At 42.2% G+C, this 20,258-nt stretch carries 19 protein-coding genes; 6 read left to right on the top strand and 13 right to left on the bottom strand.

Annotated features, from left to right (window positions below):
• The first annotated feature begins 118 nt into the window (after positions 1-118).
• The 3 genes from mfd to BLQ60_RS00185 all read left to right on the top strand — a co-directional run bounded on the left by mfd (position 119) and on the right by BLQ60_RS00185 (position 5,669).
• Positions 119-3,568 (top strand): transcription-repair coupling factor, encoded by a 3,450-nt coding sequence (gene mfd, locus BLQ60_RS00175; RefSeq protein ID WP_092615899.1) that lies wholly within the window; start codon positions 119-121, stop codon positions 3,566-3,568.
• A gap of 157 nt (positions 3,569-3,725) precedes the next feature.
• On the top strand, positions 3,726-4,160 hold the full coding sequence (locus tag BLQ60_RS00180) for an HIT domain-containing protein (protein ID WP_092614304.1): 435 nt from the start codon (positions 3,726-3,728) through the stop codon (positions 4,158-4,160).
• A gap of 39 nt (positions 4,161-4,199) precedes the next feature.
• On the top strand, positions 4,200-5,669 hold the full coding sequence (locus BLQ60_RS00185; RefSeq protein WP_092614307.1) for an adenylate/guanylate cyclase domain-containing protein: 1,470 nt from the start codon (positions 4,200-4,202) through the stop codon (positions 5,667-5,669).
• Between the two features lie 113 nt (positions 5,670-5,782).
• Here the strand turns inward: BLQ60_RS00185 and fdx are convergent, their stop codons facing one another.
• The 8 genes from fdx to BLQ60_RS00225 all read right to left on the bottom strand — a co-directional run bounded on the left by fdx (position 5,783) and on the right by BLQ60_RS00225 (position 12,166).
• On the bottom strand, positions 5,783-6,121 hold the full coding sequence (fdx, locus tag BLQ60_RS00190) for an ISC system 2Fe-2S type ferredoxin (protein WP_092614310.1): 339 nt from the start codon (positions 6,119-6,121) through the stop codon (positions 5,783-5,785).
• Between the two features lie 3 nt (positions 6,122-6,124).
• Positions 6,125-8,041: a Fe-S protein assembly chaperone HscA gene (gene hscA, locus BLQ60_RS00195; protein WP_092614313.1), complete on the bottom strand. Its 1,917-nt coding sequence runs from the start codon at positions 8,039-8,041 to the stop codon at positions 6,125-6,127.
• Positions 8,042-8,141: 100 nt separating this feature from the next.
• The gene (gene hscB / locus BLQ60_RS00200) at positions 8,142-8,663 is read right to left on the bottom strand and encodes a Fe-S protein assembly co-chaperone HscB (RefSeq protein WP_092614316.1); all 522 of its coding nucleotides are present in this window, start codon (positions 8,661-8,663) and stop codon (positions 8,142-8,144) included.
• Positions 8,664-8,765: 102 nt separating this feature from the next.
• Positions 8,766-9,086, bottom strand: coding sequence for an iron-sulfur cluster assembly protein IscA (gene iscA / locus BLQ60_RS00205; protein ID WP_092614319.1), 321 nt, complete (start codon positions 9,084-9,086; stop codon positions 8,766-8,768).
• 54 nt (positions 9,087-9,140) lie between these two features.
• Positions 9,141-9,524 carry a Fe-S cluster assembly scaffold IscU gene (gene iscU, locus BLQ60_RS00210; RefSeq protein ID WP_092614322.1) on the bottom strand — a complete coding sequence of 128 codons (384 nt, stop codon included), beginning with the start codon at positions 9,522-9,524 and terminating at the stop codon, positions 9,141-9,143.
• 106 nt (positions 9,525-9,630) lie between these two features.
• Complete coding sequence (locus tag BLQ60_RS00215; RefSeq protein WP_092614325.1) at positions 9,631-10,848, bottom strand: IscS subfamily cysteine desulfurase; 1,218 nt, start codon at positions 10,846-10,848, stop codon at positions 9,631-9,633.
• A 1-nt stretch (position 10,849) separates the two neighbouring features.
• Positions 10,850-11,338, bottom strand: coding sequence for an Rrf2 family transcriptional regulator (locus BLQ60_RS00220; RefSeq protein WP_092614328.1), 489 nt, complete (start codon positions 11,336-11,338; stop codon positions 10,850-10,852).
• 183 nt (positions 11,339-11,521) lie between these two features.
• A complete protein-coding gene (locus tag BLQ60_RS00225) occupies positions 11,522-12,166 on the bottom strand; it encodes a hypothetical protein (RefSeq protein WP_092614331.1) in 645 nt (214 codons plus the stop codon).
• Positions 12,167-12,588: 422 nt separating this feature from the next.
• Here BLQ60_RS00225 and BLQ60_RS00230 point away from each other — a divergent pair, with 422 nt between their 5' ends.
• From BLQ60_RS00230 to BLQ60_RS00240, 3 genes are all read left to right on the top strand, one after another.
• Positions 12,589-13,053 carry a phasin family protein gene (locus BLQ60_RS00230; RefSeq protein WP_378235155.1) on the top strand — a complete coding sequence of 155 codons (465 nt, stop codon included), beginning with the start codon at positions 12,589-12,591 and terminating at the stop codon, positions 13,051-13,053.
• A gap of 156 nt (positions 13,054-13,209) precedes the next feature.
• Positions 13,210-13,482: an HU family DNA-binding protein gene (locus BLQ60_RS00235; RefSeq protein WP_092614337.1), complete on the top strand. Its 273-nt coding sequence runs from the start codon at positions 13,210-13,212 to the stop codon at positions 13,480-13,482.
• Positions 13,483-13,652: 170 nt separating this feature from the next.
• A complete protein-coding gene (locus BLQ60_RS00240; RefSeq protein ID WP_092614340.1) occupies positions 13,653-15,539 on the top strand; it encodes a SurA N-terminal domain-containing protein in 1,887 nt (628 codons plus the stop codon).
• Between the two features lie 136 nt (positions 15,540-15,675).
• Here the strand turns inward: BLQ60_RS00240 and BLQ60_RS00245 are convergent, their stop codons facing one another.
• The 5 genes from BLQ60_RS00245 to BLQ60_RS00265 form a co-directional block, all read right to left on the bottom strand.
• Positions 15,676-16,611, bottom strand: a complete 936-nt coding sequence (locus BLQ60_RS00245; RefSeq protein ID WP_092614343.1) for a hydrogen peroxide-inducible genes activator — start codon at positions 16,609-16,611, stop codon at positions 15,676-15,678.
• A gap of 6 nt (positions 16,612-16,617) precedes the next feature.
• On the bottom strand, positions 16,618-17,568 hold the full coding sequence (locus BLQ60_RS00250) for an alpha/beta fold hydrolase (RefSeq protein ID WP_092614346.1): 951 nt from the start codon (positions 17,566-17,568) through the stop codon (positions 16,618-16,620).
• Between the two features lie 189 nt (positions 17,569-17,757).
• Positions 17,758-18,951, bottom strand: a complete 1,194-nt coding sequence (locus tag BLQ60_RS00255) for an NAD(P)/FAD-dependent oxidoreductase (protein ID WP_092614349.1) — start codon at positions 18,949-18,951, stop codon at positions 17,758-17,760.
• Positions 18,952-19,104: 153 nt separating this feature from the next.
• A complete protein-coding gene (rubA, locus tag BLQ60_RS00260) occupies positions 19,105-19,269 on the bottom strand; it encodes a rubredoxin RubA (RefSeq protein ID WP_092614352.1) in 165 nt (54 codons plus the stop codon).
• 482 nt (positions 19,270-19,751) lie between these two features.
• On the bottom strand, positions 19,752-20,198 hold the full coding sequence (locus BLQ60_RS00265; protein WP_092614355.1) for a GatB/YqeY domain-containing protein: 447 nt from the start codon (positions 20,196-20,198) through the stop codon (positions 19,752-19,754).
• Positions 20,199-20,258: the final 60 nt, after the last annotated feature.

The raw sequence follows: 20,258 nt of genomic DNA on the forward strand, positions 1-20,258 counted from the left end.
AAAATTTCACTGTATCAATTGTTGTAGGTGGTTGGTGCATGCGATCAATCGCCTTTTTCTTCGTACTGAAAAATGCTAGCATAATGCGGTTTTCATTATTACTTTATTCAAAATTATGTTGCTACAATCTGCGATCCAACAGCTCAAATTATCTCAATTAAAACAAGGAGAAAAGCGTTGGATTGGGCAGATACAAGGCTCGATTGGCAGTTTACTACTTAGTGAGATTGCACAGCAACATGACAAACTGATCGTCATCATTGCCCGCAATCATCAACATCTTGCTCAGCTTGAAAGTGAAATCGAATTTTATGGGCAAAACGTCCATGTGTTTCCTGATTGGGAAACTTTGCCTTATGATCGATTGTCACCGCATCAAGATATTATTTCTGAACGCTTAACGCTGCTCACTAATATACCCAAATCGGGGATTGTCTTAATTTCTGCAACGACTTTGGCACAGCGTGTTGCACCGCCGAGCTGGCTGTATGGGCAACATTTTGATATTCGACAAGGTGAATCTTTCGATGTCGAGCGTAAACGTGAGCAACTGATTGCAGCGGGTTATCATGCGGTGGATACCGTGTATGAGCATGGTGAGTTTGCGGTGCGTGGCAGCCTCATGGATATTTTTGCATCGGGTCAGGATGCGCCTGTACGGATTGATTTGTTTGATGATGAGGTGGAAAGCCTACGGTTTTTTGATCCAGAAACACAGCGCACCATTGAAAAAATTGAACAATTTCGAATCTTGCCAGCCAAAGAATTTCCACTGAAAGAAGGGCGTAGTCTATTTCGCGATCGTTATGCAGAGCTATTCCCTGAATCTAATCCAAAGCGTAATGCGATCTATCAAGATGTCATGGATGGTCTTGCCAGCCCAGGTTTGGAATATTATTTCCCACTGTTTTTTAGCGCAGAACAATTACAGCAAAGTACATTTTTAGATTATCTGCCTTTAGACAGTTTGATTGTCAATGAAACCCATCTTGAGCAGGATATTGGGCAGTTTTGGCAAGAAGTCGAGCGACGCTATGACGATCGTAAATCAAATATAGATCAACCGATCTTGCCACCTGAACAGCTCTTTGTAAATGCACAGCTAATCGCACAACGCCTCAATCAACATCCACGAATCATTGTGAGCTTTGATGAGGCGACTGATCGAGTAGGGACGCTGAATTTGGATGGTTTAATACCGCCGAAGTTGAGCGTTGATCATAAATTCGACGATCCGTTTAGTCAGGTCAAACAATTTATTGCTGCACAAAACTATCCTGTGCTGATCGTGGCTGAAAGTGCAGGTCGTCGTGAAGGTTTAAAAGAATCGTTAAAGCTAAATCAGCTCAAAGTGGTTGATTCAATCCAACAATTTTTAAATGAAAAATGTCAACTTGCCATTACCGATGCGCCTTTAGAGCGTGGTTTATTATTGCCTGATCAATTGGCGATTATTACCGAAAGTCAGCTTTATGAACAACGGGTGATTCAGCGTCGTCGTAAGCATCAAAAAGAAGTGTCGGAAGAATTTTTAGTTCGTAGTTTAACCGAGCTTTCAATTGGCGCACCTGTGGTACATATCGATTATGGCGTAGGGCGTTATGCGGGTTTGGTGACTTTAGATATTGACGATCAAACTCATGAATTTTTACAGTTGAATTATGCGGATGATGCCAAAGTCTATGTGCCTGTGACTAATTTGCATCTAATTAGTCGCTTTAGTGGTGGTGATCCTGATCTTGCGCCATTGCACAAACTCGGTACAGACCAGTGGTCAAAAGCGAAGCGCAAAGCCCTTGAACAAATTCATGATGTGGCGGCAGAGCTTTTGCATATTCATGCGAGACGACAATCCAAGCCAGGTTTTGCTTTTGAGTTTGATGAAAGTTTGTATCATCAATTCGTCAGTGGCTTTATGTACGAAGAAACCATAGATCAACACAATGCCATTACATCGACATTACATGATATGCAACAAGCTCGTCCGATGGATCGGTTAGTTTGTGGTGATGTTGGTTTTGGGAAAACGGAAGTAGCGATGCGAGCCGCTTTTGTCGCTGCACAAAATGAAAAACAAGTGGCGGTACTTGTGCCAACCACATTGCTTGCACAGCAACATTATGAATCATTTAAAGATCGTTTTGCCGATACGGCGATTCGTATCGAAGTGTTATCTCGATTTGGCAGCAATAAATCACATCAAAAAATCATTGTCGATATTCTTGATGGCAAAGTCGATATCGTGATTGGCACACATAAGATTTTGCAAGAATCTGTACAATTCAAAAATTTGGGTTTAATGATTGTCGATGAAGAACATCGTTTCGGTGTACGTGATAAGGAACGCATCAAAGCCATGCGTGCCGATGTCGATATGCTGACCTTGACGGCAACACCGATTCCACGAACGTTAAATATGGCATTTTCTGGAATGCGTGACTTATCCATTATTGCGACGCCACCTGCACGGCGTTTGGCGGTGAAAACCTTTGTCATGGATGAAACCGATGCGGTGATCAAAGAAGCGGTGCTTCGTGAATTACTGCGTGGTGGTCAAGTGTATTTTCTGCATAATGAAGTGGAAACCATTGAACGTACTGCGGAAAATTTACGGGTACTTTTGCCTGAAGCTCGTGTGGCGGTAGCGCATGGTCAGATGCGAGAGAAAGAACTCGAACACGTCATGCAACAGTTTTATCATAAGCAATACAATGTTTTGGTGTGTTCGACCATTATCGAAACTGGGATTGACGTGCCGAATGCCAATACCATTATCATTGAGCGCGCGGATAAACTCGGCTTGGCGCAGTTACATCAATTACGTGGTCGAGTGGGGCGTTCGCATCATCAGGCTTATGCGTATTTACTTGTGCCGTCAGTTAAACATCTCAAAGGCGATGCGGAAAAACGTCTGGATGCGATTCAACGTGCCAATACTTTGGGCGCAGGTTTTGTCCTTGCTACAGAAGATTTAGAAATTCGTGGTGCAGGCGAATTACTCGGCGAGCAACAAAGCGGCAGTATGCAAGCGATTGGCTACAGCTTGTACATGGAAATGCTGGAAAAAGCCACCAAAGCCATTCAAAAAGGTAAATCACCAAACTTCGATCAACCGTTGAATCTCACCGCAGATATTAATTTACATCTGCCTGCGCTGATTCCTGATGATTATCTTGGTGATGTACATCAGCGTTTGTTGTTTTACAAACGCATCAGTAATGCAGTGAATGCCGATAAACTCAATAATATTCGTATCGAGTTGATTGATCGTTTTGGCTTGCTTCCACAGCCTGTAAAATATCTTTTTGCGGTGCATCAAATTCGCTTGAAAGCTGAAGAGTTAGGCATCGCCAAAATTGATGTGGCGAAAGGAGGCGGTCTCATTGATTTCTTGCCTGATACACCATTGCAAGCCATTACCATCATTCAAATGATGCAAAAGCAACCGACCTATTATCGGATGGAAGGTGGACAGCGCTTAAAAGTCACGGTTCAGCTTGAAGAATCAGACAAGCGTTTGTCTTTTGTCGAAGCATTGTTGGATCAGCTTTTAGCCTCATTGCATTGATATTGAAATGACCGCACTTGCAAGCCATGGTTCGTATAAAACATCAACGAAATCCGTATGAAATCAGTCGAATTGCTGAAATCTTTTTGGGAAAGTGCAGTTTATCTAAGTCAGCTATGTTAGTATTGCTGCATCCTTAACTGCAACATTGATTGATATGTTTACTTTGCATCCACAACTTGCCCAAGATACTTTTTTTGTTGGTGATTTTCCGCTTTGTACCTGTCGTTTAATGAATGATATGCAGTTTCCGTGGTTGATTTTGATTCCACGTGTGCCGGGCGTGACTGAGCTCTACGAACTCAGTGAAGCTGATCAAGCTCAATTTCTACGTGAATCAAGCTGGTTGTCTAGTCAACTTTCACGGGTTTTTCGTGCGGATAAAATGAATGTTGCTGCACTTGGTAACATGGTGTCACAACTGCATTTTCATCATGTGGTGCGTTATCAGAATGACAGTGCTTGGCCAAAACCTGTTTGGGGAACACCAGCCGTGCCTTATTCATCTGAAGTACTGGCACATATGCGCCAGACTTTGATGCTTGCATTGCGTGGGCAGGGTGAAATGCCATTTGACTGGCGTATGGATTAAGCGTAGCCAATATAGATCGCAGTGCATTTGAGGTAGGGTATGGTCAAAAAACTATTTGAGCATAAAGCACCATACCAATTGGTTCAGATTTTACGTTATCTTGGTTTTACCATTTTATGCTTATTGCTTTGCGTCAGTTTTATTACTGAAATTGTCGTGGGGCTTGAAAGTCTCTATCTGATTCCATTTATCTTTCTTGCGCTGGCTTTTGAAGAAAAAATTTATCAAAAAGTTGAATACCACTACGGTAAAGAAGCACGGCAAAGTGCCATATTTTTAGTTGATATTTTCCTCTGTTCATTATTTGTTGCGGCCATTCACGCTTTAATTATTCCAAGTTTTGTGCTGATTTGTGCCTTACTGTTTTTTGCGACCTATACCAAAGTTCCCAAATTTATCGTATTAAGTTCAACCATCATTGCGGTGGCGACCTTTTATTTTTCGTCGGTTTTATTTTTTGGCTTCGAACCGTATTTACAATCTTCGAGTCGTGAGTTGAATATTCTGTCACTGCTCTTTTTTATGATTTATATTTCGCTGTTTATTTATTATCAGCAATATCAATATGAACAATTGCAACAAGAAAATAGCCATCAACTCGATGAGCTCAACCGTTATCTGAAACTGAATAATCAATTGGCTCGCTATGCGCCTGTACAGTTGTGGCAATCGATCATGCGTGGTGAATTTGAGGCACGGATCGAATATAAACACCGTAAATTAACGATTTTTTTCTCAGATATTCAAGGCTTTACCGATCTATCAGAAAATCTAATACCTGATGATTTGGCATTTTTGCTGAATGATTATCTGCGTCATATGACCGAAATAGCCAAACATTATGGTGGCACCATCGACAAGTTTATGGGCGATGGCATGTTGATTTTTTATGGCGATCCGAATAGCCGTGGTGAAAAAGAAGATGCTTTGGCGTGTTTGGATATGGCGGTCACCATGCGTCAGCAGATGCGTATTTTGCGAGAGCGCTGGATTAAAATGGGCTATACCTCGCTCAATGTGCGGATGGGGATCGCTACGGGGTATTGCCACGTCGGTAACTACGGTACGGCACATCGCATGTCCTATACTATCGTTGGGCGGGATGCCAATATTGCTTCACGTTTACAAACAGCGGCGCAGGTTGATCAGATTTTGATTTCCGAGGAAACCTTTAATCTGGTTAAAGATGAATTTCTTTGTATCAAGCACGAACCTTTGATTTTAAAAGGCATCAGTGAGCCCGTAAAATCTTGGCAAGTGGTTGAGCGCTATCATGAGTCGATCGAAAAATATCGCACATGGTTTGATTTTGAATCGAAAGGTTTTAATCTGTTATTGAATTTGGACAAGACGCCAATCTATGATTATCCAGAGTTAATCCAAGTCATGCAAGAGGCGATTGAGCGGATTAAATTACAACAACAACGTACCGATCAAGAAGGTGCGGTGATGCTTTCCAAAGAACACATGGTGCAGATTACTCAATCTGATCAAGCATCGTCAAAGTGATTATCCTTAAAGAAACAGTTTCAAAAGCATTGCAAAATAATCATTCAAAAAAGTCATTCCAATAGTAAACGCCCAAATACATTGAGCGTTTTTTCTCATCTGAGAATGATCGATTAGTGGTTTTCTGAAGCGTGATTGATGGTGTATTTAGGAATTTCAATTTCCAAATCTTCATCTTCGATTTTCACCTGACATGACAGGCGTGATTCCGCCTCCAATCCCCAAGCACGATCAAGCAAATCTGCTTCGACATCGTCCATTTCATCAAGCTCATAAAAACCTTGACGCACAACGACGTGACAGGTGGTACATGCTTTAGACATATCACATGCGTGCTCAATTTTTACGCCATTTTTCAGCAGACTTTCACACAGATTGGCATTTTTCTCGACTTCAAACTCAGTCCCTTCAGGGCAGAATTGCGCATGTGGGCGTACTTTGATACGTGGCATAATTTATTCCTTGGACTGGTTTGATGAAGAAGTATTGGTTGAATTTGACCAATCATCAAGGCGAGTGCCTTTGAGTGCATGGTCAATATGCTGATTCATACGCATCGCAGCAAATGCATCACTATGCACTTTGAGGGATTCTACTGCTTGTTCGATAGCTGACGCATCATCAGTTTGCAATGTCTTTTCCAGTATTGCGACAGCTTCATGTAAAGATTGCTGTTGCGATGGCTCAAGCAAACTTTGATCTTGAATGAGTGCCTGTTTTAAAGCCTCTAACTCTCGTTGCGCTTCGACTTTTAATTCATTCAGATGGCGCAATTGTTTATCTTGTTCGGCATGTTGAAAGCCTTCTAAAAGTAGACGTTCAGTATCTGACGACGACAAACCATAAGACGGTTTGATGGTGATATTGGCTTTGACATTCGATGTGGTTTCGAGTGCAGACACGTTGAGTAAACCATCCGCATCGACTTGGAAGGTCACTTCAATGCGTGCAGCACCTGCGGTCATTGCAGGAATACCACGCAGTTCAAATTTACCTAATGATCGGCAATGTTCCACCATATCACGCTCGCCTTGCACAACATGGATCAGCATGGCAGTTTGACCATCTTGATAGGTGGTAAATTCTTGCTTACGTGCCACAGGAATTGGTGAGTTACGTGGAATCACACGCTCAACCAATCCGCCCATGGTCTCTAAGCCCAAAGACAATGGCGTGACATCGAGTAATAGCGTACCGTCTTTGCTGTTGCCAACCAATTGATTCGCAGTGATCGCAGCACCAAGTGCCACCACTTCATCAGGATTGATACTACACAGTGGCGTTTGCTCGAAAAACTTAGCAACAGCGTCTTGAATCGCCATCGAACGTGTCGAACCACCGACTAAAATAATGGCATTTACATCGGCAACTTTCAGCTTGGCATCACGTAGTACACGTTGGCAAACTTGTAATGTACGATCTGCCACAGGCTGAATCACGGTTGCAAGTTCTGCTTGGGTGAGTGTGGTTTGGAAAGTCTGGGCTTCAATATCAAATTGAATATCAACTTGCATTTCAGTTGTCAGTGTTTCTTTAGCAGATTTAGTAATTTGGACAAGCTGTGCATGTTGTTGATTGCTCAATTCCGCAATTTCAAATTTAGTTTTTAAAAATTTTACCAATAAGCGGTCAATATCGTCACCACCCATCGCCGTGTGACCGCCAGTCGCTAGGACTTCAAACACGCCTTTGCTAAAGCGTAAAATCGACATATCAAAAGTACCACCGCCAAGATCGTAAATCGCAAAATTTTGATCTTCGACGATTTGGCTATTTTGATCGAGTCCGTAAGCGATCGCCGCTGCGGTTGGTTCATTCAATAGGCGTAAGACATTTAATCCTGCGAGTTTGGCTGCATCACGGGTGGCTTGGCGCTGTGCTTCATCAAAGTAGGCAGGCACAGTGATCACTGCACCATTGATTTCGTGCTCAAGATGTAGATCAGCACGGTTTTTGAGTGCCGTTAAGATTTGCGCAGAGATTTCCACAGGGGATTGATTGCCATGTGCCGTAACAAATGTTGGCATATCTTGATCGCTACCGACCAATTCATAAGGATGTTGGAAGCGGATATCGGCTTTTGAGCGTCCCATAAAACGCTTCACTGAAACGATGGTATTGGCTGGATCGGTGGCAATCGATGCTTTGGCATCATGCCCAACAGTCACTTGTGCTTGACCATTTTCATCTTTGCCATAATGCACAATGGATGGCAGAAGCGTATGGTCATGTTGATCTTGGAGGATTTTTGGCACACCAGAGCGCACAGTCGCCACCAATGAGTTGGTAGTGCCGAGATCAATACCGATCCCAATACGATGTTCGTGTGGATTACTGGATTGTCCAGGTTCTGCAATTTGCAATAAAGCCATAATCTATCCGCAGTTTAAATTCAGTCAAAAATGAGAATGCCAATTGATGAATGTTGTTTATTCAAACTTGATCTTTAAAACCAGTTATTCAAACTGATCTTTAAAAGTCGTCATCAAAACCAGCAAAATCCTCATCATCGAATAATTTTTCTTCTGCTTTATCAATGTCCATCAACACATGACGGAAGAAACGTAATTTTCGCACAGTATCTCGTGCTTCTGACCAATCTTGCTCGGCATAATCAATCTGAAACTCTTTGATCAAGGCATTGACCCATTGCTCAACTTCAGTGCGCAAACCTTGCAGTTGTTCACTTGAAGTCGCCTCATCAAGCTGTTCACGAAGTTCTAATGCCGATTGCAAAAATTCAAAATCATGAATCGACTGCTCAATCCCACCATCTTGCTTTTGCAGTTGCAACAGGTATGCAGCACGACTATCCACATGCTTCAACGCATCATAGGCTTGATTGACTTGGCTTGATTTGGCAATAGCTTGTTCGATTTGATCTTGATTATTATCAGGATGATATTGCTGTTGCAGTTTGAGAAATTTGGCTTTGAGTTGCGTCAAGTCGATCTCAAGCGCAGGTTCAAGTTCAAATAATTCAAAGTGATTCATTGCAACGGCTCATTGATTAGTCAGTAAAGGATGATACGAGATATGTAATAAAAGCCAATAAGACAGGGGAATTATTGGCTTTTTGATATCGGCAAAAGGGGATTAAACAGTGAAAGACTCACCGCAACCACATTCGCCTTTTTGGTTCGGGTTACGAAACTCAAAGCCTTCGTTTAAACCATTTTTGACATAGTCCATCTCAACACCATCGAGATAGACCAGACTTTTAGGATCAACAAAGACTTTGACACCGTGCTGTTCAAAGACTTGATCATGTGTGTTGGTTTCATCAACAAACTCAAGTACATAAGCCAAGCCAGAACAACCAGAAGTTTTGATTCCCAAACGGATGCCTTCACCTTTACCACGACCCGCAATAAAGTTTGCAACATGCTGTGCAGCACTTTCAGTTAAATGAATCATGTTTACTCCTAAACTGTTTGCGTGTAGTAAATTGAGAATGGCGACTGCAAAAAATTATTTTGCAGTTTTGCTACGGTAGTCTTCAACCGCTGCTTTGATCGCATCTTCTGCCAAAACAGAGCAGTGGACTTTTACAGGTGGCAAAGCCAACTCTGTGGCGATATCAATGTTTTTGATTGCTTGTGCTTCGTCCAAAGTTTTACCTTTGAGCCATTCAGTGACCAATGAGCTTGATGCAATCGCAGAACCACAGCCGTAAGTTTTAAAACGGGCTTCTTCAATCACGCCATTGTCATTGACTTGGATTTGCAAGCGCATGACGTCGCCACATGCAGGTGCACCCACCATGCCTGTACCAACATTTGCTGCGTCTTTGTCTAATACGCCGACGTTACGTGGATTTTCGTAATGGTCGATTACTTTTTCGCTATATGCCATGATGCTTCTCCATACCTCGGGGTCAGCTGGGGTTGATGAAATGGTTTAAATTTTCAATCAACCATGATAAATAAATATGGGTGTTGATTTACTTTTTCAAGTGAAATCAGTGTTCTGCCCACTCGACTTTTGAGAAATCTACGCCATCTTTGTACATATCCCAAAGTGGAGAGAGTTCACGTAATTTTTCTACTGCAGATTTGGTGATGGCAATGACATGATCAATCTCAGCTTCGGTGGTGTATTTACCAAAGCTAAAACGGATTGAGCTGTGCGCCAATTCATCAGACAGTCCTAAAGCACGGAGCACATACGATGGCTCAAGTGTTGCCGAAGTACATGCCGAACCACTTGATACCGCAACATCTTTGAGCGCCATCATCAATGATTCACCTTCAACGAAGTTAAAGCTCACGTTGAGATAGTTTGCGACGTTATGTTCAGGGTGTCCGTTGAGATAGACTTCTTCCATATCGTTTAAGCCATTCCATAACTTGTCACGCAGTACACGTAGACGAGCTTGTTCAGCTTGCATGGTTTTGCCAGCGATTTCAAAGGCTTTACCCATACCAACGATTTGATGCGTAGCGAGTGTGCCAGAACGCATACCACGCTCATGACCACCACCGTGGATCAATGCTTTTAAGCGGACACGTGGGCTACGGCGGACATAGAGTGCACCAATTCCTTTCGGGCCATAGGCTTTGTGACCTGAGAAACTCATCAAATCTACTTTCATGGTCGACAAGTCAATCTCGACTTTGCCTGCAGCTTGTGCGGCATCAACGTGCAAGAATGTTTTGTTGGCACGAGTCAATTCGCCGATTGCAGCCACATCAGTCACAGTGCCGAGTTCATTATTGACCATCATCAATGACACGAGAATGGTATCAGGACGAAGTTCTTTTGCCACCATATCAGGAGTAATTAAACCAGTACGTGGTTCTGGTTCGATATAGGTAATTTCAAAACCTTCAGTTTCTAGAAAACGGCAGGTATCCAAAATCGCTTTATGTTCAATTTTAGAGGTAATGATGTGTTTGCCTTTATTCTTATAAAAATTGGCAACACCGATCAAGGCTAAGTTATCTGATTCGGTCGCACCAGAAGTCCACACGATCTCACGTGGGTCTGCTTTGATTAAGTCTGCAACTTGTTCACGTGCATATTCCACTGCTTCTTCAGCTTTCCAACCATAGCCATGTGAACGTGACGCAGGATTACCAAAATTACCGTCAAAGGTCAGCGTGCTCATCATCAGTTCGGCGACTTCTGGCAACACAGGTGTAGTCGCAGCATAGTCTAAATAAATTGGGAGCTTCATGTTAAATCATTCCTGTAACAGACTTTTGATTGGCGATTAGGGAGGCTAGATCATCAGTTGATGATTGGCGTAAAGCGACCGTTTGCACATTGTCTCGATCAACCAGATCGGCAAGTGAAATCCGTTCTAAATAACTTGAAATATGGTTAGACAGCTCGTGCCATAAATCATGAGTCAAGCACATTGCGCCATTTTGACAGTTGCCTTTGTGATCGCAACGGGTCGCATCGACGGACTCATTTACCGCTTCGATAATCTCAAGCACCGTAATATTCTGGGCTGGGCGTGCAAGATGATAGCCACCATTGGCACCACGCACACTGGCAACTAAGTGACGGCGTTTTAATTTTGAAAACAACTGTTCGAGATAGGCGACAGAGATCGTCTGTCGAGCAGCGATTTCCGCAAGGGTAATCGTTTGGTCGAGTGGCTGAAGTGCTAAATCGAGCATTGCAGTCACAGCATAGCGACCGCGAGTAGTGAGGCGCATAATCCGATCTATACTAACTGGCAAATACGATAGGTGAATTATATTGAATTCCGACTAATTTAGTCAAGTTTATTATCATTGTTTAATTTGATGTTGAATATTCAGAATGCAAATAAAAGGAATGTATTGAAATGATTTATAAAAATGTATGACGCATCATGGCTCAATTTTGAGCAGGGCAAATTATAACAGAATAAATAATAATATACAGACCGCAATGACAATGATCAGTGATAAATACAAGCGATGGGTGTTTTTTAATTTACGCTCAAGTGCTTTGATATCGTTGCGCTGTGCTTTGTTGTCAAATTTGAGCTGTGTGATGGTGTCTTGTTGCGCTTCGAGCTTTGCCAATAATGGCGCTAGACTGCGCTGCGGAAGTGGTGCTGATTGCTGTTTGGAAAACCAATTTTTCCAGTCGGCGAACAACATCGGCAAAGTTAGGCTGTGCAGGAATAGACGAAATTGATCGTGCCATTGTTCTCCGCCATTTAGGCGAATACGACGTAGATGGCGTTCATTGCCAGTCATTAAAAATCGAACCAAATCAATGCTTGACGCCGATACGGTGAGTACCGGTTGCAAAGTAGGATCAGTCAACTCAGGATCGAACAGAATCCCTTTATTATCAAAAGTAATAAAAAAATCTGATGCAGGTAAATAGGTTTTAAAGGCAACAATGACATTGTGCTGGACAAAACTTTTGGCATGAATTCGTGAGCCACGATCATGTTTTAAGATAAATGTTACGACAGTTTCTAAAAAAATCAGAACCAGAGAGTGCAACAAATGAGGCTGAGTATTGCTTTGTTGCGTTTCGTCATTCATGTACATCAAAACCCTTATTGAAAAACGTTAACAATCCATTGTTAGCGTACCGCTATTTTGCCAGTGCAAAATCATTCCGCCGAAGTTACTGAAAAATTACCGAAAACATGACGGTAAGTGATTGAAGTTTTGATTTAAGAACAACTGAATAGAACTGTCAACTAGAACTTGCAATCTATACGGGATTGTTAGACAGATTTTATACATATCCTTCAAAATGTTGCTATGCTAAATAGTTAAATATTTTGATTGCTTTAAAAATCAGCGTGTAGCCATAGGAGTTCATCATGGAAGAAAAGCCACAACAACTGAGCAGTAATACAGATGGCGATGTAAAAGCACAAAATCCAGAAAATCAAAATCCAGAAAATCAAAATCAAGACAATCAAAATCAAGACAATCAAAATCAAGACAATCAATCCGTGGTACAGACGCTAAGCGATGATACATCTCAAGATCAGGTAAAGTCGAAAGCAAAACGCAAAACACCATTGGAACTACGCAAATATACCAAGCAAATTTGGTTGGCAGGCTTGGGCGCATTCTCTCGTGCAGAAGAAGAAGGTAATAAATTATTCGATTCTTTAGTGCAAGTTGGCGAAGAACTGGAAGCAAAAACCACGATGGTTGCCGACCAGACGGTGGAAAAAGTCGGTGAAGTGACAGGCAAAGCCTATGAGCGTGTGGTCGATACCCGTGAAAAGGTGGAAAAAATCATCGATCAACATACCCATCAAACCTTAAATCGCTTCGGTATCGTGACCCCCAAAGATATTTTGCTGATTGAACAGCTTTTAAAAAATCTCAATGAAAAAGTAGATCGTTTAATTGATAGTAATGAGCAACTTCAATCTGAAATAGCGATGTTAAAGCAGGGTAAAAAGTAAGCAATTCATGAAAATTTGTAAAAACTTGCGACTTTTTTCGGGAAATGCTTTAACTTTGGCTTGCCAATACAGGATGTCGTTGCTATAAAGGCTTCTACGGCTAGTTTAAAAATTTGGCTTAAATATTCAAACGATCAAATTTAGAGGATGTTTTGCATGAATAAATCAGAATTAATTGATGCGATTGCTCAAAAAGGGGGGCTTACTAAAGTTGACGCTGGTAAAGCTCTTGACGCAACAATTGAGTCTATCAGCGCTGCCTTGAAAGCAGGTGATACCGTAACTTTAGTTGGCTTTGGTTCTTTTACTGTGAAAGAGCGTGCTGCACGTACAGGTCGTAACCCGAAAACTGGCGCAGAGCTAAAAATTCCAGCAAGCAAAGTACCAAGCTTCAAAGCAGGGAAAGGTTTGAAAGATTCTGTTGCTTAATGTGTTTGATATACATTGAAGTAACTTAAACGCGCCGGGATGGCGCGTTTTTTATTTGATGGATGCATTTATGCAATACAACATGATTTTTGCATGATTTTGCGCTGTTTTTACTTGTCATTTGACAGTTTTTGGCTAGTATTCGTGTTAAGGTTTTTTTGGGAATATTTATGGAAACTTTTCGTAGATTAATTCGAGGTTGGTTAGGGAAGGTACTTTTGGTGATCTTCCTTGCGCCTTTGGCATTAGTCGGTATTGAAGGTTATTTTGCAGGCGGTAGCAAAGATGTTGCTGTTCAGGTCAATGATCAAGAGATCACCAAAACTGAACTCGACAATTGGATCAAATCACAAAAAGAACAATATCTCGAAGGTGTTGGTGGTGATGAAACCCTACTCAATACCAAAGTGATCGAAGATCAGGTCTATGAAGCGGCGATTGTGCGGGCTTTGTTGATTCAGCAGGCGGAAAAGTTAGGCTTGGTACTCAGTGATGAACAACTGGGATCATTGCTTCGTCAACAACAAGCATTTCAACAAGATGGAAAGTTTTCGCAGCAGTTATTAGATAATTATTTGGCGGGTTCAAATTCGACCATTAATCAGTTGCTCACCAATTTTAGACAGCAGACAGCACTGAATTTGATGACGCAAGGCATTTTATCAACGTCGATTTACAGTGCGAAAGATGCGGATAATCTGATTAAATTAATTAGCCAAGAACGTACCACGCATCTGGCGGAAATTCCTTTGGCTAATTTTGCGCAAAACTTTGTTGCCTCAAATGCGGCAGTCAAAGCCTATTATGACAAAAATGTTGCTGCTTATAATCGTGCTGCCAATGTCGATGTGCAATATGTAGTACTCAACAAAGCGCAGTTTGAAAGCCAAGCACAAGTCACTGAGCAAGATTTACAACAGGCGTATCAAGCCTACAGCGCAACGCTTGCTAAAGATGCCAAACGTGAAATTAGCCATATCTTAATCACTACAGATGATCGCACCGATGAAGCAGCGGCTGCACTTGCACAAAAAGTTCAAGCGGAACTCAAAGCAGGGGCGAAGTTTGAAGATTTGGTGAAAAAATATTCTGAAGATTCGTCATCGAAAGATGTAAAGGGTCATGTTGATGGCTATGCGGTAGGAATGTTCGGTGATGTATTCGACCAGGCTGTGCTTGCTTTGCAACAAGGTCAGACTTCTGCACCTGTAAAAACAGAGTTTGGTTATCACATCATTCGTCTTGATAGTCTAAGTGGGGTGAATGTGCCTTCACTAGCGAGTGTGCGTGATCAATTGATGGTGGATGCCAAAGCCAAGAAAGTCGAAAACATGTATCAAGATGCGATTGGTCAAGCCAATGAAACAGCACTGGACAATGACTCACTGGACGCTTTGGCTGAGCAATATAAAGTGCAAGTACAGACTGCACGAAATGTTCAGGCGAATACTACTGATGTGGTGTTATCTGATGCGCAAGTGAAGCAAAAACTGTTTTCCGAGCAAGTTGCTGAAGGTGACCGTAATGTTTCAACTGGCATTAGCATGAAAGATGGCTCGACCATGTGGTTTAAAGTGTTGGATTATCGTGCCCAGCGTCCGCAGACACTTGCTGAGGCGACAGCAGATATTCAAGCCAAGCTGAAACGTGCAGAGCAAGTCAAGCAAGCAGAAGCGAGCGTGAAACAGCTTTTGGCAGATCTTAAAGCAAAACCTGCGACACAAGCGCTGGCGTCAAGTACGGTGAAGTTTGAAAACTTAGGACCTGTACCTCGTTTTAGCCAGCTTTTACCAGATGCACTGGAAAAAGTTGCTTATAGCATTCCAGCGCCAACCAAAGACGGCTTCTGGTCAGCAAAAGCGACAGATTCAGGTGATTATTTATTTGTCGTGGCGGTATCTGCTGTCGGTCAAAATCCAGCATTTAACCTCTCTGATGAACAAAAATCACAGGTCGTGAATCGCTTTGATGCACGTGGTCAGCAAGAATTAAACGACTATATTGAATACTTGCGTAGCACTGCGAAAATTGAACGTAAAGATCAAGCGAAAAACTAAACGGTTTTAGTTTTTCAATTGCACAAAAAAGCGTTGGGATAAACCCAACGCTTTTTTTAATATGTACTATTTCTGCCACATCAATTTCTTTACAAAGATCAACAGACCTAAAAATAGATCGGTGCAATCACGTATTTTATTGCGCTGCGACGTATTTTTGATTATCTGCCAAAACTTGTGAGGTGATGCTGGTTAAAATACCGTGCAGAATATCAAATTCAGTTTGTAGTGGTGTGCTTTTACGCGTGATTAACGCCAGTGTACGCTCAGGTGGATTGTCAATCGGGTGAATGATCAATTCATCATTGGTGACTAAGCTGGCATTTTGAATGGCAATCTCAGGCAACATGGTAAAGCCAAGATTTGCCAAGACCATCTCGAGGAGTGTTGGCAATGAGCTGGCTTTAAGGCGTGAATCATTCTTTTGCTCTTTGATTGGGCATGCACTGAGTACGTGATCACGCAAGCAATGTCCTTCTTCGAGCAAAATTAGTTTGGATAAATCTAAATCATCAAGGTTTTTGGCTTTGATGGTGTCTTTGTCATTTTTGTTGCAGACTACATACAATTTTTCAGTGTTAACTTCTTTGACTTTCAAGCCTTGGGTATCAAAAGGCAAAGCCAGTAGCACGATGTCTAATTGACCATGTTCCAGGCGCTCTAGCACTTTTTCACTTTGGGCTTCATGGAGATGCAAACGAATACGTGGCAATTCTTTCTGAACTGCTTGGAGTAGCTGTGTCAAGATAAATGGCGCAATGGTCGGAATCACGCCAAGATGAAGATCACCCGTTAATGGCTCGCTCATCTCACGACTTAAACGCATTAAATCTTGTGCATCTGCAAGTAACACACGAGCACGTGCCACCACTTGCTCGCCCAGTGGCGTGAGCCTGACATTTTGTCGATCACGTTCGACCAAAACCCCGCCAAGCAGACGTTCCAGCTCCATAATGCCACCTGATAAGGTGGATTGGGTGACAAAAGAACGTCGTGCGGCTTCAGTAAAATGGAGTGTTTCAGACAATGCAACTAAATAAGAAAGCTGACGGAGAGAAGGTAGAGCAGCCATAATGTCCTAAGGGGTCAGTGATTTGATCTGTTGAGTAAAAATATGCACCAACTTTGGGATGTAATATAACGGCAAATCATGTCCCATACCATCGATGAGCTCAAATTTTGCATTTTTAATTGCCTTTGCCACTGCTTTGCCATGTGCAGGTGGCAACAATCGATCCCGACTGCCGTGCACCACTATCGTAGGCTGTTGAATTTGTTTGTCAAGTTCTAAGAGTGACCCAGTACACAATATTGCAAGGAACTGCTGTAATACGCCTGCAGGATAAAAACTACGTTGATAGAGCTTGCGAGCATGTTCTGCTGAGAGAATCGGATCGACAAAACCAGGGGAGCCGATCACATTAAATAGACGAATCGAGTGTTCAACGATGCCATCCTCATCATGTGATTTTGGTTTGCCGATCAGACTCATCAATTGCTTTGGAAATGGCGGTGGTAGGAAGCGCTGATTATTACTGGTAAAGAGTAAGCCGAGCGATTTAATTTTTTCAGGATACTGAGCCGCCACGATTTGCGCAATCATCCCACCCATCGATGCACCGATCAAGTGAACTTCTTTTAAACGCAGTGCTTCGATCAGCAAGCTGACGTCTTCTGCCATATCATAGAGCGTATAGGGAGCGCCTTGATTGGCAAGCCCTAAACTAAAGCGCCCCATCAGCTTTAGGGTATTTAGACGTTCGCCTTTGCGTTTGGTTTTGCTCGATAGCCCGATATCACGATTATCAAAACGCACCACTTGATAGCCCGCATCAATGAGTAAACGACAAAATGTATCAGGCCACACCAACATTTGCGCCCCCAAACCCATAATCAAGACAATGGTTGGATGTGCAGGATTGCCGCCCATCTCAACATGTAGGCGTTGCTTATTGGGCAGTAAAACCTCAGTTTCTTGCATGAAGTCACTATACGGAGATTGATTCATTTGCAAAGCAGTCGCAGTCATGGCAATGTCCTCGATACATCATTTTGAGCTAAAGTTCATGAAGCTAAAATCATTTCAGTTAGCCAAAGCATAAAGCGCCAACGTAGGCTAACGAAAAAACGTAAAAATTAAAAAGGTAAGCTCACGTTGTAAACTTACCTTCACATTGGTCTGCGACAATCTATCAATAGCGATTCGACAAGCGATGTTTTAGTTAGACTGTGCAGGGATCAAATCTGGAACCAATTTTGCAAGTGCAAGACGTTGTTTGCCTGCGGTCGCACCGAGCAAAACAAAACCACGTAAAGTTCCATCGACATCAATGGCTTTGGCAAGCATGCCGTCATCCAATTCCTCGGTTTCCCAGTTGACCTCGACATCGGTCGGCGCAGGTAAAACGGTCAATGGTGCCGCAGGTGTTTTCACCGCCACAGGCATTGCAGGATAATGAACGTGCGTACTTTCACCGTTCAGCGACTTTGCCAAAGCACGTGCTTGTTGCATCAAAGGCATCACATACGGAAGCAGTGTGCCTTGTACTTCTGCACAATCGCCGATGGCATAGATTTGTGGCTGATTGGTTTCCAAAAGCGAATTGGTAATTATACCACGACTTGTATGAATTTTGGACGATTTTGCGAGATTAATATTCGGTTGTAAACCGATCGCAGACAGCACCACATCAACCACAAAGCGCTGTCCATTAGATAAAGTTACCTCATAATCACTACCTTGATCGGTGACATTGATTTTATTCACTTTGTCGACCGTATGACCAAGGACAAACTGAATGCCAATCTCTTCTAAATTGTCTTGAAAGGCTTGTGCAATGTGCTCAGGTAACAGCCGTCCAAGTGGTTTTGGCGCCAAATCAACCACAGTCACATCATGTTCAGTATTTTTCAGATCATTAGCAAACTCACAGCCAATCAAACCCGCACCAAGAATCAGTACACGCTTTTGCGCACGTTGATCCAAATGAGATCGGAATGCCTTGTAATCATTGAGATTGTTGACGACAAAAATATCATCTGCGCCATCACCCGAAATCGCAAGACGAATAGGATTTGCGCCGACAGCCAGTACCAATTTTTCATAATCTAGCGTACTGATTTGACCACTGCTTTCGATGTCCAATTGTTGTTGTTCAGCATCGATGGATTTCACCCAAGTTTCAGTGAGAATGGTCATATCCAGTTGGCTACGCATCTTTTCTGCATCACCCAGCGCAATCTGTTCAGGCGCTTTCTTTCCAGCAAAGGCGTTAGACAAGGTCGGTTTGGCATAATTGCTGGCATCATCTGCACTGATCATGATCAGCGCTTGCTCTTTATTGAGTTTGCGAAACTCACGAGCCAGTGTGTATCCAGCCATACCTGAACCAATGATAATGATCGGGCGCATCCTTCTCTCCATACTTATATTATAAAAGCCATGCATTCAAAGCCATTTACTGAAAATCTGAGCAACGTATTGTGTTGCCGTATCATCATGATTTGCTGTAATTTAATAGCATATAAAAAAACCATGCAAGGCATGGCTGATCGATTGAACACATTAAACTTCAATCATTTCAAAATCGACTTTTGACACGCCACAGTCAGGGCAAGTCCAATCGTCTGGAATATCTTCCCACTTTGTACCAGCGGCGATGCCATCTTCTGGCCAGCCTTGTGATTCGTCATAAATCCAACCACAAACGATACATTGATACTTCTTCATTTAAATCTCCGTGCACTGACTCGGTGGTAAGTTCTGCCTATCATATTGAGTAAATGATGTTTTCACTCAGTTTCCATCAGCAATCATATTAAAGTGTGTGCAATAGAAAATAAAGTCAGAATATGTGCACGCCAAGTTCAGTGTGCTTAAAATGTGCAAATCGGTGCTGACTTTAAAGCAAATATGACGGATATTCATTATCATTTTAAGACAATAGTAAGAAGACTTTGAGACAATGGATCAGGGCGAGAACGTGTAATTATAATTTTGGTTTGATCGCAAAATTGTGAAATCGCAATAAATCGCAGATGTTAAAAAGCGAGTAGTACTTTGATGGCACAATAATTAAAGTGCGAAAAGGAATAATAACAAGAATCTGATTTTGGACGAGCACACATCAAATGCGAACCAACAATAGAAAACTACTGATCAGTGTGAAAAAAATCAGATTTGGAAAAAAAAGGGTAGCGCTTAAATCAGAATTAACCGAGTTTGGCTTTAATTTTACTGGAGACTTGGGCTGGATCGGCACGTCCGGCTATGATCGGACGTAGAGAATTCATCACCTTACCCATATCTTTCATGCTAGTAGCACCTTGCGCTTCAATCGTTTGCGCAATGAGAGAATCAAGCTCGTCCTCTGACATAGCTTCAGGTAGAAATTGAGAAATAACCTCAAGTTCGGCTTGTTCTTTACTAGCTAAATCTTCTCGACAAGCGCCTTCAAAGGCCTTGATCGATTCTTTACGTTGTTTGACTTGTTTTTCAACAATGTTCAACACTTGCGCATCATCAAGTTCGATACGCTCATCGATTTCAATTTGTTTGATTGCTGCTTGTAAACCACGGATTACCGTCACAGTTGCCATATCTTTAGCTTTCATGGCAGTTTTGAGTGTGTCAGTAATTTGCGTTTTTAAAGTGGTCATAGCATTAATCAATTTACAAATTTCAATCTAAATCAACTCATTGAAACAACGAGTTGGAAC

The sequence above is a fragment of the Acinetobacter marinus genome, assembly GCF_900096915.1.
GTDB classification, from domain to species: Bacteria; Pseudomonadota; Gammaproteobacteria; order Pseudomonadales; family Moraxellaceae; genus Acinetobacter; species Acinetobacter marinus.

Bases quoted from the DNA above. Each gene is read 5' to 3' on its own strand.
- BLQ60_RS00215 (WP_092614325.1), bottom strand. From the start codon at position 10,848: ATGAAGCTCCCAATTTATTTAGACTATGCTGCGACTACACCTGTGTTG.
- BLQ60_RS00225 (WP_092614331.1), bottom strand. From the start codon at position 12,166: ATGAATGACGAAACGCAACAAAGCAATACTCAGCCTCATTTGTTGCAC.
- BLQ60_RS00265 (WP_092614355.1), bottom strand. From the start codon at position 20,198: ATGACCACTTTAAAAACGCAAATTACTGACACACTCAAAACTGCCATG.
- iscU (WP_092614322.1), bottom strand. From the start codon at position 9,524: ATGGCATATAGCGAAAAAGTAATCGACCATTACGAAAATCCACGTAAC.
- hscA (WP_092614313.1), bottom strand. From the start codon at position 8,041: ATGGCTTTATTGCAAATTGCAGAACCTGGACAATCCAGTAATCCACAC.
- BLQ60_RS00250 (WP_092614346.1), bottom strand. From the start codon at position 17,568: ATGACTGCGACTGCTTTGCAAATGAATCAATCTCCGTATAGTGACTTC.
- fdx (WP_092614310.1), bottom strand. From the start codon at position 6,121: ATGCCACGTATCAAAGTACGCCCACATGCGCAATTCTGCCCTGAAGGG.
- iscA (WP_092614319.1), bottom strand. From the start codon at position 9,086: ATGATTCATTTAACTGAAAGTGCTGCACAGCATGTTGCAAACTTTATT.
- BLQ60_RS00185 (WP_092614307.1), top strand. From the start codon at position 4,200: ATGGTCAAAAAACTATTTGAGCATAAAGCACCATACCAATTGGTTCAG.
- BLQ60_RS00180 (WP_092614304.1), top strand. From the start codon at position 3,726: ATGTTTACTTTGCATCCACAACTTGCCCAAGATACTTTTTTTGTTGGT.
- BLQ60_RS00255 (WP_092614349.1), bottom strand. From the start codon at position 18,951: ATGCGCCCGATCATTATCATTGGTTCAGGTATGGCTGGATACACACTG.
- BLQ60_RS00240 (WP_092614340.1), top strand. From the start codon at position 13,653: ATGGAAACTTTTCGTAGATTAATTCGAGGTTGGTTAGGGAAGGTACTT.
- hscB (WP_092614316.1), bottom strand. From the start codon at position 8,663: ATGAATCACTTTGAATTATTTGAACTTGAACCTGCGCTTGAGATCGAC.
- BLQ60_RS00220 (WP_092614328.1), bottom strand. From the start codon at position 11,338: ATGCGCCTCACTACTCGCGGTCGCTATGCTGTGACTGCAATGCTCGAT.
- BLQ60_RS00245 (WP_092614343.1), bottom strand. From the start codon at position 16,611: ATGGCTGCTCTACCTTCTCTCCGTCAGCTTTCTTATTTAGTTGCATTG.
- BLQ60_RS00235 (WP_092614337.1), top strand. From the start codon at position 13,210: ATGAATAAATCAGAATTAATTGATGCGATTGCTCAAAAAGGGGGGCTT.
- rubA (WP_092614352.1), bottom strand. From the start codon at position 19,269: ATGAAGAAGTATCAATGTATCGTTTGTGGTTGGATTTATGACGAATCA.